Annotated in this window: 15 protein-coding genes; 5 read left to right on the plus strand and 10 right to left on the minus strand. The window is 41.5% G+C overall.

Translation table 11 applies throughout. The features are described from left to right. Positions 1 to 57 precede the first annotated feature (57 nt). The 3 genes from R7E42_RS01650 (at position 58) to R7E42_RS01660 (ending at position 3,420) form a co-directional block, all read left to right on the plus strand. Positions 58 to 414 carry a hypothetical protein gene (locus R7E42_RS01650; protein ID WP_005377473.1) on the plus strand — a complete coding sequence of 119 codons (357 nt, stop codon included), beginning with the start codon at positions 58 to 60 and terminating at the stop codon, positions 412 to 414. Between the two features lie 113 nt (positions 415 to 527). Continuing rightward, positions 528 to 1,709 (plus strand): FIST signal transduction protein, encoded by a 1,182-nt coding sequence (locus R7E42_RS01655; RefSeq protein ID WP_005377472.1) that lies wholly within the window; start codon positions 528 to 530, stop codon positions 1,707 to 1,709. Then, positions 1,699 to 3,420, plus strand: a complete 1,722-nt coding sequence (locus R7E42_RS01660) for an ATP-binding protein (protein ID WP_005377471.1) — start codon at positions 1,699 to 1,701, stop codon at positions 3,418 to 3,420. The genes R7E42_RS01655 and R7E42_RS01660 overlap by 11 nt, the downstream gene beginning before the upstream one ends. A 437-nt stretch (positions 3,421 to 3,857) precedes the next feature. Here the strand turns inward: R7E42_RS01660 and R7E42_RS01665 are convergent, their stop codons facing one another. The 3 genes from R7E42_RS01665 to matP form a co-directional block, all read right to left on the minus strand. Continuing rightward, positions 3,858 to 4,181: a hypothetical protein gene (locus R7E42_RS01665; RefSeq protein ID WP_054702349.1), complete on the minus strand. Its 324-nt coding sequence runs from the start codon at positions 4,179 to 4,181 to the stop codon at positions 3,858 to 3,860. Positions 4,182 to 4,295: 114 nt separating this feature from the next. Next, on the minus strand, positions 4,296 to 4,607 hold the full coding sequence (locus tag R7E42_RS01670) for a DUF3634 family protein (RefSeq protein ID WP_005377468.1): 312 nt from the start codon (positions 4,605 to 4,607) through the stop codon (positions 4,296 to 4,298). A gap of 15 nt (positions 4,608 to 4,622) precedes the next feature. Beyond that, complete coding sequence (gene matP / locus R7E42_RS01675; protein ID WP_062730590.1) at positions 4,623 to 5,072, minus strand: macrodomain Ter protein MatP; 450 nt, start codon at positions 5,070 to 5,072, stop codon at positions 4,623 to 4,625. Positions 5,073 to 5,282: 210 nt separating this feature from the next. Between matP and R7E42_RS01680 the strand changes: the two genes are divergently transcribed. Together R7E42_RS01680 and fabA are read left to right on the plus strand one after the other, a co-directional pair. Beyond that, positions 5,283 to 6,923 carry a Lon protease family protein gene (locus tag R7E42_RS01680; protein ID WP_318072279.1) on the plus strand — a complete coding sequence of 547 codons (1,641 nt, stop codon included), beginning with the start codon at positions 5,283 to 5,285 and terminating at the stop codon, positions 6,921 to 6,923. A 70-nt stretch (positions 6,924 to 6,993) separates the two neighbouring features. Beyond that, entirely contained in the window at positions 6,994 to 7,512 is a 519-nt protein-coding gene (gene fabA / locus R7E42_RS01685) for a bifunctional 3-hydroxydecanoyl-ACP dehydratase/trans-2-decenoyl-ACP isomerase (RefSeq protein ID WP_005390081.1), read from the plus strand. A gap of 140 nt (positions 7,513 to 7,652) precedes the next feature. Here fabA and rmf read toward each other — a convergent pair whose 3' ends face one another. From rmf to pyrD, 7 genes are all read right to left on the minus strand, one after another. Then, on the minus strand, positions 7,653 to 7,826 hold the full coding sequence (gene rmf, locus R7E42_RS01690; protein WP_005377453.1) for a ribosome modulation factor: 174 nt from the start codon (positions 7,824 to 7,826) through the stop codon (positions 7,653 to 7,655). Positions 7,827 to 8,007: 181 nt separating this feature from the next. After that, a complete protein-coding gene (locus tag R7E42_RS01695; RefSeq protein ID WP_005390080.1) occupies positions 8,008 to 9,741 on the minus strand; it encodes a DUF3466 family protein in 1,734 nt (577 codons plus the stop codon). A gap of 7 nt (positions 9,742 to 9,748) precedes the next feature. After that, positions 9,749 to 11,668, minus strand: coding sequence for an ABC transporter ATP-binding protein (locus R7E42_RS01700; RefSeq protein WP_005377449.1), 1,920 nt, complete (start codon positions 11,666 to 11,668; stop codon positions 9,749 to 9,751). Next, on the minus strand, positions 11,646 to 11,888 hold the full coding sequence (locus tag R7E42_RS01705) for a glutaredoxin family protein (RefSeq protein WP_017821808.1): 243 nt from the start codon (positions 11,886 to 11,888) through the stop codon (positions 11,646 to 11,648). Before R7E42_RS01705 ends, R7E42_RS01700 begins: the two co-directional genes overlap by 23 nt. Before the next feature lie 21 nt (positions 11,889 to 11,909). Next, positions 11,910 to 14,030 carry a bifunctional 23S rRNA (guanine(2069)-N(7))-methyltransferase RlmK/23S rRNA (guanine(2445)-N(2))-methyltransferase RlmL gene (gene rlmKL, locus R7E42_RS01710; protein WP_238844459.1) on the minus strand — a complete coding sequence of 707 codons (2,121 nt, stop codon included), beginning with the start codon at positions 14,028 to 14,030 and terminating at the stop codon, positions 11,910 to 11,912. Positions 14,031 to 14,516: 486 nt separating this feature from the next. Beyond that, complete coding sequence (locus tag R7E42_RS01715; RefSeq protein WP_005377444.1) at positions 14,517 to 15,059, minus strand: cell division protein ZapC; 543 nt, start codon at positions 15,057 to 15,059, stop codon at positions 14,517 to 14,519. A gap of 168 nt (positions 15,060 to 15,227) precedes the next feature. Then, positions 15,228 to 16,238, minus strand: coding sequence for a quinone-dependent dihydroorotate dehydrogenase (gene pyrD / locus R7E42_RS01720; RefSeq protein ID WP_017634281.1), 1,011 nt, complete (start codon positions 16,236 to 16,238; stop codon positions 15,228 to 15,230). Positions 16,239 to 16,398: the final 160 nt, after the last annotated feature.

Here is a 16,398-nt window from a genome sequence, read left to right on the forward strand (position 1 = left end):
CTGGAAATCATTTTTTATTTAAAAAGTTTGAAGTTTGTAACAAGGATATTAGTAATTATGCCTGCACAAAAGTTAACAAAGGCGCGACTTGCACAAATCTTAATCATGCTCAGTGTTTTAATAGGCGCATTTTTCTGGCGTACCTTTACACACGAGAGTGTTAATAGCGTTGACTGTTCACAAAAAGAACGATGCGATGTAACAATTGAAGGAGAAATAATCACGATTAATCGTGACTCAATGGGAATTTCGCTCGAAACGACAGAAAGTAGCACTCTAAAAATTGATCTAAATCAATCTGGTAATTTTATCAATCTCAACGAAAAGCATAAGTCAGTAGAATGGGACATCATGCCTGAATCGAAAAAAATCACCTTTAAAAAAGGTGAAAACATTGTTGTAGTTCAATTATAAATACGATCTATCACGAGATAATCGTAACTTATTAATGAAATTAACACCTTCTTACCTAGAGAAAATTGGTTGGAATGGTATAACAGCAGAGTGATATCCAATTATAAAATCGTATGCATTGCCAATCAGTTTTTACTCATATTAAAGATGAAGACTCAGCGATAAAAACGCTCAGGTCCGAATTGACACAACAGAACTTGTCTTACGTGATGTGTTACTACACGGAAGAATACAATTTCGAGTTGATTCGAGAAGCGTTTCTTGCGCATTTTCCTGGTGTGCCTTTTCATGGCGCCAGTTCATGTCAAGCCGTAATGACAGATCAGGGCTTTCATACAGGACCAGTAATTGCGGCACTTGCTGTTTATGATACAGGTCCTCATGCTTATGGTACTGGTATTTCTAATCACAACTCAGGTGACAGCGTCACCAAGGCTTTGGATATGGCCCTTGAGAACGCAAACCGTGTAGGAGAGGTACCAAACTTAATTCTACTTCATGCTACACCAGGGCAAGAGGAATCAATCATTGCGTCTATAGATGAAAGATTTGGAACTCTAATTCCAATTATTGGTGGTTCGGCCGCTGATAATAACATCGCTGGGAAATGGTCTGTGATAACCGCCCAAGGCTCTCAAACTTCAGGTTTAAGCTTAACTCTCTTTTACTCCTCTCAACCTGTTGATATCGCTTTTAGCGCTGGGCATACACCAACTAATATCAAAGGTGTTGCAACCAAGACCAACGATAGATGCTTACTTGAAATTGATAATGAACCTGCGCTCAATGTTTATAGAAGGTGGACAAATCACCAGGATAACCAAGTAGGTAAAGATAATATGCTGTTTACAAACTCGAGTGCTTATCCATTAGGGCGGATCGCAGGTCATCTCTATGATCGCCCATATTACAAGTTATCCCATCCGATCCGTGAGACACAAGATGGTGGAATCGAGTTGTTTACACGAATAGAAGAGGGTGACGAGCTCACATTAATGAAAGGAAGTCGTGAGCATCTCGTTGCGCGCGCTGCAAAAGTCGTCAATGCCGCTTTTAACCAAAAATTAGAAGAGTCTCGAAAAATTGGAGTGATAAATATCTTTTGCGCAGGTCCCATGTTGCACTTAATGCAAGACATGAATAGCGTTTGTGAACAAATTAACCAAGAACTAGAACATTTGCCTTTTATTTGCCCTTTTACTTTCGGCGAGCAAGGTAGATTTATTGGTGGTGAGAATGGACATGGAAACCTGATGATTTCATCGGCTATATTCCATAAACCTTATGAAAGATAAATACTTAGACATATATCAACAGGAAGCGCTTCAAGAAGCGTTAGTTGAGCTAAAGCAGGCTAGACAAAGAGAACGACTACTCGCCGATGAAAACAAGGCCATTCTTTCCGCGATATCTGCGATGAGTGAGGCAAAGAATCGGCATGAGATATTTACGGGATTAAACAATGTCCTCAAAAAGTACATCAACTTCGATGACTTTATTGTACTGACTCGTGATGGTGAACGATATCCCTTCAAGACATTGATATCAACTAATAGCGTATTTGATAATGTATCCTGGTTACACGGTAACACCTATCAAAGAGCTCTCAATGGTGAATGCATTCTACTGTTCGAGCCAGATAAACTCGCTGAGTTTGTTAACTTAAACAGCTTTATAAAAAGCCATGTAAACTCGGTCGTTTTAACTGGTATACGTTCAGAAGTAACGCAAACCGTAATCCTACTTATTGGAGCTCAGAAAGGGCACTTTAGCATAGAGAATAAGGAAACCTTGAGGCGGTTTCGTCCCTTAATTGAAAGGGCGGTCATTGATATCGAGACCAAAGAGAAGTTACAACGTATCGTTGAGGTAAGAACAACTCAGCTCGCTAAAGCAAGAGAAGAAGCAGAGCTTGCGAACCGGTCTAAGTCGGAGTTCTTAGCGATGATGAGCCATGAAATAAGAACCCCTTTAAATTCCGTTCTTGGAATGCTAGATATACTGAAGCAATCAACCTTGTCAGAAGAACAAATTGATGCTTTGAGCCAAATGGAGTGCTCTGCAGAGTTACTTCTCGCGATAATCAGTGACATTCTTGATCTTTCTAAAATCGAGTCAGGTCGCTTTCAGCTCAATGAACAATGGATTAACTTAAGAGACACTGTCACTTTTGTTATTTCTCAGCAAAAACAAATAGCTAAGAAGAAGAATCTTAAATTCAAGCTCAACTGTACTGTCACTAATGACAAACAATTTTGGATTGACTCCACGCGGTTATCTCAAATTCTGTTTAATCTAATAGGGAATGCAATAAAGTTTACAGACGAAGGTGAAGTAAAAGTTTCTGTATCTGAGCAAGATGCTGAACTTGTGATCTCAATATCTGACACTGGAATTGGTATATCTAAAGCAAAGCAAGAGCATTTGTTTACGGCATTTCATCAAGGAGACCGTTCCATCACGAGACGCTTCGGTGGTACAGGACTGGGACTCGCAATAACCAAACATTTAGTTGAAATGATGCGTGGCAAGATTGCCGTTAAAAGTGACGAGCATGTTGGTTCAACCTTTACGATTTCGATTCCAGTTTTGACTCGTTGCAATCAAAATCGTCCAGTTAGAATCGAAACCAATCAACCGACAAAAGCAATGGAACTTCTCGTCGTAGAAGATACCGAGTCGAATCAGTTCGTAATAAAGCTTATCTTAAATAAGCTTGGCCATAATGTTCATATCGCAAGCCATGGAGCAGAGGCATTAACATTTTTAGAAGAGAATGAGGATTTAATCGATTTGATTCTCATGGATGTCTCGATGCCAGTGATGGATGGAATTACCGCAACAAGACTTATTCGAGATAAAGGTCTCAGGACCCCAATTATAGCGTTAACTGCACATGCGCTAGAAAGCGATAGAGATAAATGCCTGGATGCCGGTATGGACGGATTCATTTCCAAGCCAGTTAGAAGACAAGATATCTTTGAAGCTATACAGTCATTTCAATAAGTAAAAAGGCGTTAATATAGATCTTAACAATCGATAGATTATTAAGATCTATATTAAGTATTTTATGGTAAATAACGATTATGTTTAATGCTCACAGTAAGGCCCTTAAATTTAAAATCTGCAAGGGAATAGGAGCATACTCAGACAACATTTAGCGTACAGCAATACGCAATTTAACATAACACATATAATGCGCACCAAGGGGAGATCTCAAAGCAATAATGTCCGGTTTTAGCTACTTTAAAATGTCCTCCTAAGATTAATAACATTGTTTGCGTTTGAGGCTTTAACCGAGGTTCCTGTGGACTTGCAATCGCTAGTTTGGTTTGTGGTTATGCTTACGAAGCAAATCAAATCGCTCTAATCGCTCCGCAACGAAATCTGCCAAAAATCACGAGCTCAGTTCATTCGTTCTTAATCAAGGTGTTCTGAAACATTTATAAGCCTGTAGTTATATGGAGACGAATGTACTTTTCGGGGGATTTGTAACGATAGCGTTTTCCTTTCTTCAAGTTGGACTTAACGTACCTACACACTTTTTGGTCACCACTACTGGTTACTCTTTTTATTACTGCGTTTTTACTTTTGTGCTCCATTTCTATCATGACGTCACAATAACCTTGATAGCCATCAAACTTATTGTCTACTTTCTTTTGAAGCTTAGTCTTAATCTTTTTAGCCAACAGGTTCGTTTCTGAATCGTCAGCAAAAACTGAATTACTTGCAAAGATCAATATCATTAAAGTTACAACGTATCTCATCGTTTTGGTCCGTTTATGTTGTTGATTGTTCAATGATAAGTAATTTTTCTGTAGATACGAAAATGGGACGTCACATTGCGTCCCATTTAACATGATGAAGTAACTGATATGTAATTAAGCGCGCTTCTTGCCTTTGTTTGCTTTGAAGCCCTGGTGCGGAAAAACGTTACGAATCCTCTGTTGAACTTTTTTGGGAATGCCTTTGGAAAAGCTTAAGCGCATTCCTGTTCGTTGGCTATACACCTTCATTTCACCAGTAAACGGGTTATGCTCACTAATATCCTGTAAGTTGTGTTTGAAAGAAGGAGGTAGATGCCCTTTTACGTTACTAATATGGCCATTATCGAACTTTACTTTTAACACCGGCCTATCGACTGCGATCAACCAAAAGATCACGATGGCTGCAATTAAGATTACATATAACATTTGGCACTCCCTATCCTAGCTAGATAGCAATTTACTCAAATCCTCTTTAATTGAGGTAACTTTTTGACTCGCTTTTTCACTTCTCGACGCTTCGGAAAGCAAATATTCAATTGCGTCAGATAACGTACAACCAAGTTCATTCGCTCTACTAGAAAGCTTTTCCCAAACTCGGTAATCTAAATCAATGGATTTCTTCTTTGTATGGACTTGCTCTGCATTGAAGTGACGTTTCCGTTTCGCTCGGATAGCCTGCTTGAGTTTATTATCTAACTCTTCTGACATGTGGTTTTCTATCCAAGTCAAGACAAGTGTAGGCTCGTGTTCAAGGCGTTTTAGTTCTGCGACCGCTGCATCTGCTTCGCTTGTATCAATATGTCGGGTAATCGCTTCACCATCTTTCCATTTTTTGATGAGATACTTCCATTTCCACCCACATTCTAGATTCTCAAGCTGTTGATATTTCATTTGTTCCGACCCATAAACATAACCTAGTGACAGCGTAACCCAGATGGTTTACTTGGGCAAATAAAACTCTTAGAAGTATCGATGTTGATCACTCATTTGTCTAAGTATTGTTCATTGAGAGTTGAATGCCGAGAGCAAACCAAATTGGTGCTAGGGTGTTATAGTCCGTTTCGTTATAATGTCGGCAAGATTGAATTACGATGAATTTTAATGAACCAACTTAATTGGCAAGACGTAACACCTTCACTTGAGCAGTACGAAGCACTTTTAAAGTCTGCACCTTCGTTACCAAAGAAGTCTTTTACTGATCTCCAACCGAGAATGTCGGCAACGATATCTCGTTTTTCAAAAATTTCCGGATTGACGCGAGTACTACTCATTAACTGCGTAGATAATTCTGTATATAGAGAGTTCATCAGTAAAGCTCTTCAGAGCCAGTCTAACGCTGCGATAGTTTTGTCGGAATCACTTGATGCCAAACGTTTATTTGACCGTTACAGTGTTGATGTAAGTGGTGATATTGCCTTCCAACCTGGTTTAATTTCACAGGCAGATAACGGTTACTTAATAGTACCGGCTAATCTAATTTTGGCTAACCCAGGGCTTTGGCCAAATATAAAGTCTGCAATTCAACAAAACCTTATCGAGCCACTGAACCTAAGCCCTACTCGTTTACCTACTTCAGTACCGCAAGCTAAAGCTTATGATGTAAAACTGATTGTAACAGGAGAAAGAAGTCAGTTAGCAGAGCTAGAATACATCGATGAAGACTTCTGTTCTGGCTTTGCCATGTATACGGAAGTTGAAGAAGATATTCATCTGTCAGAGCAGAATTTGACAGATTACTTTGGTTTAGTGAACTGGATATGTTCTCAATATCAGCTGCCTCACTTAACTGAATGTGGTTTTAGAAGATTGTTGCTGGCCGGTATGAGATTTACTGAAGATCAACATTATCTGCCTTTAGGAGTAATGTGGCACTCTCAACTTCTAACGCTTACTAGCCAGTTCAGTGATGGCCACGCATTAGATTACAAGTCGTTAGATAAAGCGATTGACGATAAGTATTACCGAGAATCTTACCTTCCTCAGCGTGCCGTGTACGATATTTTAGATGGCCAAGTCATCATTGAGACAACTGGGGAACAAGTTGGTCAAATCAATGGCCTAACCGTTATTGATATGGCTGGGCACCCTGTCAGCTATGGTGAGCCTGCACGAATATCTTGTGTAATTCATTTTGGTGATGGCGATGTTTCCGATGTTGAGCGCAAAGCTGAGCTTGGAGGCAATCTACATGCAAAAGGCATGATGATTATGCAAGCTTTCTTGAGCTCTGCTCTGAAACTGGATGAACCACTGCCTTACTCAGCCTCCATCGTATTTGAACAGTCTTATAGTGAAGTTGATGGTGACAGCGCATCTCTTGCAGAACTTTGTTGCTTGGTAAGTGCTTTATCTGAATCTCCAATTAATCAACAAGTTGCGGTTACAGGGGCTGTTGATCAGTTTGGTCGAGTGCAAGCCGTTGGTGGCTTGAACGAAAAAATTGAAGGTTTTTATCAGGTTTGTAAACATCAAGGTTTTACAGGAAATCAAGGTGTTGTGATGCCAAAATCAAACCTTAAACACCTTGCATTACATAAAGATGTAATAGAAAGCATTAAAAATGGTGAGTTCCATATTTGGTCCGTTTCTACCGTAGATGAAGCTATTCCGATTGTAATGAATAAACCTTTTAGAGGTGAAGACGATAGCATTATTGGCAAAATAGCGGAACGTATTGAAAACTTTGAAAGACATGAGCATCCAGAAGGAATTGTGCAGCGCATCAAAAACTGGTTTGTCTAGTACTGATCGGAGTTGTTTAGCGTACACGTGTTCACTAAGATGCAGCTATCAAAAATTGGAGTAATTGATAATGCAAAACAAACGTGATTCTTATAACCGTGACGATCTACTTGCTTCTAGCCAAGGCGAACTGTTTGGGCCTGGTTACCCTCAGCTTCCTGCGCCAAACATGCTAATGATGGATCGTGTTACTAAAATGTCTGAGACTGAAGGCGATTTTGGTAAAGGTTTGATCTTGGCGGAATTGGATATTACTCCAGATTTGTGGTTCTTTGACTGCCACTTCCCTGGCGACCCTGTAATGCCGGGTTGTCTTGGCCTTGATGCGATGTGGCAACTTGTTGGTTTCTTCCTTGGCTGGGTTGGTGGCAAAGGAAAAGGTCGTGCTCTGGGTGTTGGCGAAGTGAAGTTTACAGGTCAGATCCTACCAACAGCGAAAAAAGTGACGTACGAAATCCACATGAAACGCGTTGTAAACCGTAAACTTGTGATGGGTTTGGCCGACGGTCGTGTATGTGTGGACGGCAAAGAAATCTACGTAGCAAAAGATTTGAAAGTTGGCTTGTTCCAAGACACTTCAAGCTTCTAATCACGATTTTAATCGATTTATTAAGGCTCCTATTTAGGAGCCTTTTTGTTATCGAGTGTTAACCTACTTCCCTATGTCCCTATAATGTAGAAAAGGCTCCGTAGAGCCCTTTCGAATCCTTCTTTTTGTATGTGGAGAGTTTATTTGTAGAGACCAGATTGTCTTTCATCTCTGGCATCACGCCAACCACCTAACCAATACGACCGAGCATCAACTTGTTGATATGGGCAAGCCTCTTGAGACCTTCCATTCAACCCAGCTTTGTAGCCTTGAGATTGAGCTCGTTCTAGGCGATCACGCTTTTGTCTCTTCATAGTTAATTCCTCATACAGGTCCATTTACTAACGTACAGCTGTTATTGTGAAACTTTGATGGAGTTTTTATGACTCCACTTATAAGAATCGATCAAAGTAGGCAATTTCTCAAGGCATAAAAAAAGCAGAGACTCAAATGTGTGAGCCTCTGCTTGATTTAAAAATTACTGACGATTTTTAACTATTTTCTACGGAACCCAAACAATCCAAGCATGGTCAAAGCTAACCAACCAAGACCTGCACCTTGACGCTCTGTCGTCGTTGAGTCAATGCTTCGAGATACGATGTCGTCCTTCGTTGCGTCAGCAATAGGTACTAGTTTGACGGCTACAATTTGCTCTTCAGAGCTACATGTCGCATTGTTTGCTGTTGTGCTATAACCACCTGCACATTTCATAGCAGTGCCAGAGATCACACCTGCATCATTGATATCAGTTGCGTCGATAATACGAAACTGATTGTTTTGTTCAGAGTAATCACCGCCATTAGTCAAACTGTCTAGGAACCAAGCTTTTCCATTAAACAAAGTTGCAGCACGTTCACTAGTCTCGCCACCTAGGCTATATGGATAGATAAAACCGCGCTTACGACGTGGCTTGCCATCGTCTTCACGAGTCGTTTCCGCATCAAGTTGCCCGACGATTTCATTGTAAGAGTTGATACCGCCCATCTTACCGCCCGCACCGCTAAAGAAAATGCCAGTAGTTGGGTAAAAAGCGCTAATAGAATCCTTACGAACATCATCTACGATAAAGAGACGATTCGGAGCAGAGCCCGTTGGCATTAAGTATCCGCCCGAACGTTTCGCTTCACCAATAGCAACAAAATTAGAGTTAACGTCGGTTAAGCGTGAGTTTGTATGAACCGTATCATCACCTTCGCGCTGTCTAGCTCCTACAACAACTTTATTTTTCCAAGTTGCGTTTTCAACGCTACCTTCGGCCTCTAGAGTTCCGACAAAAACAGTCGCATTCAGGTAGTTATCATCACTGTAAGTGTTGTAACCTACGCCATAGACCGTTGTTCCATCAGTGACAAGGTCACGCATGCTCCCTTGAGCTAACCTTTCTCCATCTTTAGATGTGCCACTAGGCCAAGCCAATTCACTGACTGTTCCGCTTTGATCCCAAATCGCTGCTTTTGATGTGTGGTGAGATCCATTGGTATTGCTTGCTGTTCGAGAAACACTGCCAACAGTAAAAATGCCGTCTGTGCTCCAAGCATGGCTTTGCACAACACTTGCGTCACTATCGCCAGTAAGAATATTTGGCTCTACTGGTGCAACTACGGTATTTCGTGTTTCTAATGTAGAAGTATTTTCTGTGCTAACTTTACTCTGATTACCGACAGCTGCACCACCCTCGGTAAGCTGGTTGATAACATTGTTATATTCATTTTTATAAGCAGCAGAATCTTCTTCTATGAACGCTAACGCATTAGAAGTAAAGTCTTTACTACGTTCTTTATTCCACGGCGTCCAGTTTACTGAAGCCCATGAGTCACAGGTGGAATAGCGAAGCTGGTTGTAACAGTAACGCTCAAAGTCTTTGAGTTCTTGGATGTAATAAAAGCCAGCGTCTAATCCGAATGGGATTTCTTCACGATAGCTGTTCCCATCCACGGCTTGTGTCGCTGAAATCGGCGTAGTGCGAGTTTCCATTGCAAGTTTAAACTGCTCTGGCGTGCAGTTTGCTGCTGCATCAAAGCAGCCTAAAGCGAAAGGTGAACCTGTTGAAGGATCTGTACCTGCATCGCCCTGTTGAATTGCAACCCCGTAAGCCGTTTGGTAGTCACCGTTTGAACCATGATCCTGAGGTGAAACCTCAACAACTTGATACAATGCCGCCTGTGCGTTCATTGTGGTACCAACCATCATTGCAATGGCGGTCAATTTGAATTTATTACTACAATTCATTGAATTCTTAACTATCCTGTTGCATTGCTTCGAGTTCTTCCCATCTCTCGAATGCGATTTCCAACTCCTGCTCTAGTGCAGCAAGCTGTTCCAATACCGGCTGAGTTTGCTCTACAGGTTTAGCAAAGAACTCTGGATCGTTCACTTGCTCCTGAAGGCTCTCGATATCCGACTCTAATTGTTCAAGTTTAGCTGGTAGAGCCTCTAATTCTCTTTGCAGCTTATACGATAACTTCTTCGAATTGTTCTTAGGTTGCGTAGTTTTGGGAGTTTCCTCAACCACTTTCTCTTTCTTCGTTGGTTTTTCAACCTGACTGCGCGAAGCAAGAACTTGGTCACGCTGCTGTTTAGCATCATGATAACCACCAACGAACTCTTCGATTATACCGTTACCCTCAAAAATCCAGCTGGTTGTTACTGTGTTGTCTACGAACTCACGGTCGTGACTCACTAACAATAATGTACCCTGATAATTGGCAAGCATTTCTTCTAAAAGTTCCAACGTTTCGATATCCAAATCGTTAGTTGGTTCATCAAGAATAAGTAAGTTGTTTGGTTTCAACAAGATACGGGCTAGCAATAATCGGTTTTTCTCACCACCGGAAAGTGCCTTAACCGGGGTTCTGGCGCGCTTAGGTGCAAATAAGAAGTCTTGGAGATAACTCAGCGCATGACGCTGACGTCCCCCAACCATTACTTCTTGTTTCCCATCCGCTAAGTTATCGATCACTGTCTTTTCTGGATCCAAAATCTCTCGGTACTGATCAAAGTACGCGACTTCTAATTTTGTTCCGCAGTGTAAACGACCAGACTGCGCTTCCAATTGCCCTAGTAGCAATTTAAGTACCGTACTCTTACCGCAGCCATTTGGTCCGATAAGTGCAATACGGTCACCACGCATGATGTTAAAGCTAAAGTCGTCGACAATTGTCTTGCCTTCGTAAGCAAAAGATACATTTTCTGCTTCAAATACAATCTTACCTGAACGAGAAGCATCATCGATGTTTAGGTTAACTTTACCTTGAACTTCACGACGGTCACGACGCTCTTCACGAAGTTTTTTAAGGGCTCGAACACGGCCTTCATTACGAGTACGACGTGCTTTAATACCTTGACGAATCCACACTTCTTCCTGAGCTAGTTTCTTATCGAACTCAGCATTTTGCATTTCTTCGACGCGAAGCATTTCTTCTTTGTCATTCAAATACTGTTCGTAATTACCAGGGAAAGAAGCTAATTGACCGCGATCTAAGTCAACGATGCGTGTCGCCATCGACTTGATGAATGCACGGTCGTGAGAAATAAAGATGATCGAGCCTTTGAAGTCTTTTAAGAAGTTCTCTAACCATTCGATCGTTGTCACATCGAGATGGTTTGTTGGTTCATCAAGAAGCAATACATCAGGATCACAAACCAGCGCACGAGCTAAAGCAGCTTTACGTTGCCAGCCACCGGATAGATCGGTCAGTTTGGTTTCTGGGCTTAGTTTTAAAGCGCCAAGTACGTTCTTAACACGGTCATCAAAGCGCCAAGCGTTAGAATGATCAAGTTGCTCTTGAACTTTCGCCAAACGGTTAATGTTCTTCTCACTTGGGTCTTGAGCAACAAGATCGAGAAGATCGTGATAGATCTTCAATTGTTCGCCGATTTCAGCCAAACCGCCAGATACGTATTCGTAAACCGTACCCTCTTGATTGCGCGGTGGATCTTGTTCAAGCCGAGAAACTACTACGTCTTGAGTTATTTGAATCTTGCCATCATCCAACAAAATGTCGCCGGCAAGCACTTTCATTAACGTGGACTTACCTGCTCCGTTACGACCAACTAAACAAACGCGTTCGTTTTCTTGAAGAGCGAACTCCGCTTTGTCTAGCAATGGGTGGTCACCAAATGCAAGTTGTGCGTTATGAATGGTAAGTAATGCCATTATTATCCAACCAATGTGTGAGTTGTTCTAAGTCAAACGGCCAGTTCAACTCAGAATCTTGATATTTTAATACGGGTATTGTGACGCCGTAACGAGAAAATAGTACATCATCGAACGCAATATCAATGATATCTGTTTGCTCGGCCAAACCGACTTGGTCTACTAGAGCAAATGCCATCTCACAAAGATGGCATCCCTCCGTGCTATACAATATCAGCACGTATTAATCCTTTTGTTTATACTACGCGTGCGTTACTAGCCAACAGTTATGAATCTGTTTATTACGCGCAAAATCTAATGGTAACGTTTGAGAAGAAATATTCTGAGCCTTCAAACCCAATTCAGCGAGTGATTCTTCATCCATCTTGAAGTGACGTTTGTTATTTGAAAATACGATTGTGCCTTCACTTCTCAGTAAACGTTTGAGGTTCTTCATTAGCTTAATGTGGTCACGTTGTACATCGAATGATGTTTCCATACGCTTAGAGTTAGAGAACGTAGGTGGGTCAATAAAGATCAAGTCGTACTCACTTTTTGCGTTTTCTAGCCATTGCAAACAGTCCGCTTGTTCATATTTATGTTGGCGCCCTACACAGCCATTAAGCTGCATATTGTCTTTCGCCCAGTTCAAGTAGGTGTTTGACATATCGACAGTTGTAGTGGAACGCGCACCACCAACTGCAGCGTGCACTGTTGCACTACCAGTGTAAGCAAACAAGTTAAGGAAATCTTTACCCTGTGCCATTTCGCCAAGACGACGACGAGTGATCTTATGATCCAAGAACAGGCCTGTGTCTAGGTAGTCATGAAGGTTCACGATCAGCTTCACACCGTACTCGTTTACTTCGAGCGTCTCTGATACCTGACCTAATTTTTGGTACTGGCTTCGACCTTTCTGCTTCTCACGAACTTTCAGTACAACTTTGTTCGCTTCGACACTGGTCACCTGAATCGTCGCACGGATAATGTCCGTTAGACGACGCTTGGCTTTTTCTTCAGGGATGTTCTTAGGTGCTGCGTACTCTTGAATCACAATTTGACCGCCGTACACGTCGATCGCTACGTTGTATTCTGGAAGGTCTGCATCGTAGATACGATAGCAGTCTAGTTTCTCTTTACGAGCCCACTTGCCAATCTTGCCAATGTTTTTCTTCAAACGGTTTGAGAAGTCTGGTGCGATTTGAACGTTAGTATCTGCACCTTTAACTTCATCAGCGCTGCGCTCGGCAATGCTGTAGTTCTTTTGGTGACACGGTAACGCACCATTGTTCAATTTAAACTGTTTATCAGCGCGCATACGAAGGCAACTCAAGAGCTCGTCTGAGCTAGAGAAGATAGATGCTTTACATCCGCCAAACTCAGATTTTAGCTGTCCACCGAATGCGGTATAGAGCGCAATCAGCCCCGGCTCAGTTCCTAGACGCTCACCGTAAGGTGGGTTTGAAACGATAACACCGTGTTCAAATCCTGCGGGACGAGTAATAGTTGCAGCATCACCTTGCGCAAACTCAATCAACTCTTCAACACCTGCTCTGCGGGCGTTTTCTTGAGCGACTTTTAATACTTTGGGGTCGTTATCGAATCCAAAAAACTTAGCGTCAACTTTCTTGACACCTCGTCTAGCTTGAACATTAGCCTCTGATTTAATCTCAGCCCAGGTCTCCGGTTCAAAGTCTTCCAAAACTTCGAAGCCCCATTGTTTGCGCTTAACGCCAGGTGCCATGTTGGCTGCCATCATCGCCGCTTCAATAAGCAAAGTACCAGAACCACACATTGGATCGAGTAATGGTTGATGCCCATCCCAGCCACAACGCATGATAATCGCAGAAGCAAGCGTTTCACGTAATGGCGCACGACCCGATTCTGGTCGATAACCACGCTGATGAAGACCACTACCTACCATGTCTACCCCAAGCAACGCTTTATCTTTATGCAAACGAACGTGAATACGAATATCTGGGCGTTCTTTGCTGATATTAGGACGTGGCAAGCCTTTGTTCTCAAAGCAATCTACGATGCCATCTTTGACCTTCATAGCCCCGTATTGGCTATTTCTAATCTCACGGTTTGTGCCGTTAAAGTCCACAACAAAGCGTTTAGAGCTATGAAATTGGTTAACCCAGTTAATAGTGGAAGTGGATAGATACAAGTCCATGTCGTTGTTACACGTGAACTCAGATAAAACACGTACAAATCGAGACGCTAAACGGCTCCACAAACAACAGCGATAAACCTGTTCGTTTGTCGCTTTAAATTTTACGCCTGCCTGTACTGGTTTCGCATTTTCAATGCCTAGTTTAGTCAGTTCTTCAACAAGCAAATTTTCCATGCCATTTGAAGTTACCGCGAGATATTGATTCATAGTGTTCTTTCGCTGATAAAAAATGGCTTCAATTATACCTGACTTTACGATCAATGCCTCGTTTTTAAAGGTATTTTCCCACCCGTTAGTTCAAATCATCACCACTCAAATGATCTAAAACTTTCAACATCTTTAGTTTGAATGTTTTTCATTCATGAACGTATTTTGTTTCCTTTAGAAGAAGTGAATACTTATTTACGCTCATTTTGGTATATACCAGTGAGGATTGATTGATGTAAATTACTTACAAATACCCTTTATAGGGGAATAAATAGGGTTGTTTTAGGCGCTAGGTTGCCTAATTAAAGGAGTAATCAAATTGAAATAAGTAAAATAAAAGTGACCAGCTTCATGTTTGCATGCATAGAAAACAAACAGTTTCATGGTATTTCGGATTGGAGTGTCAGAGGAAAGGACAAAAAAAATCGACCCACTAAGGTCGATTAAGGCAAACAAAGGAACGAAATAAAGAAAAATTAAACAGCTTTAACCCACCATTGCCATAGGGGTCATTGCAAAGAGGTGGTTTGCACAAGCCATGCGATCATGCATTACTTTAATCGGCTGCCCAAATTGAAGCGCCTTATTGCCATCAAGAACAAAGGCTTCTTGGTTAACATAAGCACATAAGCTCGATGTTTCGCCTGGTTCTAGAACGATGAACATACCATCAGAATATTGATTTGTGAGAAAGACCATGTCCCCTTCTTGAGGTTCATAATCAGAGGACTGTGCATCGAAGAACCAGCTCTTAGGCTGTACAGGTTTATGAAAACGCTTTGCAGCAACACAATACAGTGTTAATTCAGCTTGGCGATATTCACTGATATCGAGACAGCGAATGCGCTCATTAAACGTTTGAAATGCGCTGGCGTCATCAACGGTAAATTCACTGTTTGAGAAGGCACAGTTAACCAACAATTTTCGGGATAGATTGGTTTGGAAAATCATTTCCTCCCCCAGATCCAGCATTAAGCAAGCTTTTTGCTCGTCAAAATACCAATTCCATTTGTCGCTGGGTTTAAGCATTATTCCGTTCTCTCTTGACTAGTTAAATCAGTGGTAAAGAGGTAAGACGCTTAATTACCTACTCGTGATTTTTAAATTCTACAAACGAACGGATAAAAAAAAAGAGGAAACAAAGTCCTCTTTTTTATGTAACAGGTACTGATTTTTCAGTAGTTTTTGATGTATATGTTAAAGATTCTTAACAATATCACGTACGAGACCTGGGCCGTGGTAAATAAAGCCAGTGTAGACTTGAACAAGTTTAGCGCCTGCCATGATCTTTTCTTTGGCTGCAACATAGGAATCTACACCACCAACACCGATAATTGGAAGTTTGTCTCCAAGCTCTTCATGAAGCTTACGTACGACCTCCGTAGAGCGTGATTGCACAGGGCGACCACTCAAGCCACCTGCCTCATTGGCGTGTTTCATCCCTTCTACGATCGTGCGATCCAAAGTTGTGTTAGTCGCGATCACACCATCTATATTGTTTTTCAATAAAGAATCGCAGATTTGGCAGATTTCATCGTCACTTAAATCTGGCGCAATCTTTAATGCTAACGGGACATACTTGTTGTACTTCTCTGATAACTCCGCTTGTTTCGCTTTTAATTCGGAAAGCAGTTCATCAAGCGCTTCACCATATTGAAGTGAACGAAGACCTGGAGTGTTTGGCGATGAGATGTTTACTGCAATATAGCCAGCATACTCATACACTTTTTCCATACAAATCAGGTAGTCCTCTGCCCCTTTTTCAATTGGCGTATCTTTATTTTTACCGATATTAATTCCGAGAACACAATTGAATTTTGCTCGTTTAACATTCTCGATCAAATTATCAACGCCTAGGTTATTAAAGCCCATGCGGTTGATGATCCCTTCTGCTTCCACTAAACGGAATAAGCGTGGTTTATCATTACCTGGTTGTGGTCGTGGCGTTACAGTGCCGACTTCGACAAAGCCAAAGCCCATGGCATCAAATGCTTCAATACATTCGCCGTTTTTATCTAAACCAGCCGCAAGACCAACAGGGTTACGGAATGTTAGACCCATACACTCAACTGGACGAGTTGGTAACTGTTGGCGGTAAAAGAGATCAAGTGGTGTGCCGTTAAAGCGTTGGAAGTTCTTGATTGCAAGATCATGTGCCTTCTCGGCATCGAGTTGGAAAAAGCCAGTTCTGGCTAGACGGTAAAGCATTGTGCCTCCGAAAGAAAAAAGCCCCGTATAAACGGGACAATATTATTTACCGTTTTTCATCGTAATTCAATGAAAATGAACGTAATAAGTAAAAACCTATATCTTTATAAGATTTTCAAATATAAAACAAACAATTACAATCAAGTTTCTGCTATAAAAA

The organism is Vibrio sp. Vb1337 (genome assembly GCF_033338715.1).
Taxonomy (GTDB): Bacteria; Pseudomonadota; Gammaproteobacteria; order Enterobacterales; family Vibrionaceae; genus Vibrio; species Vibrio alginolyticus.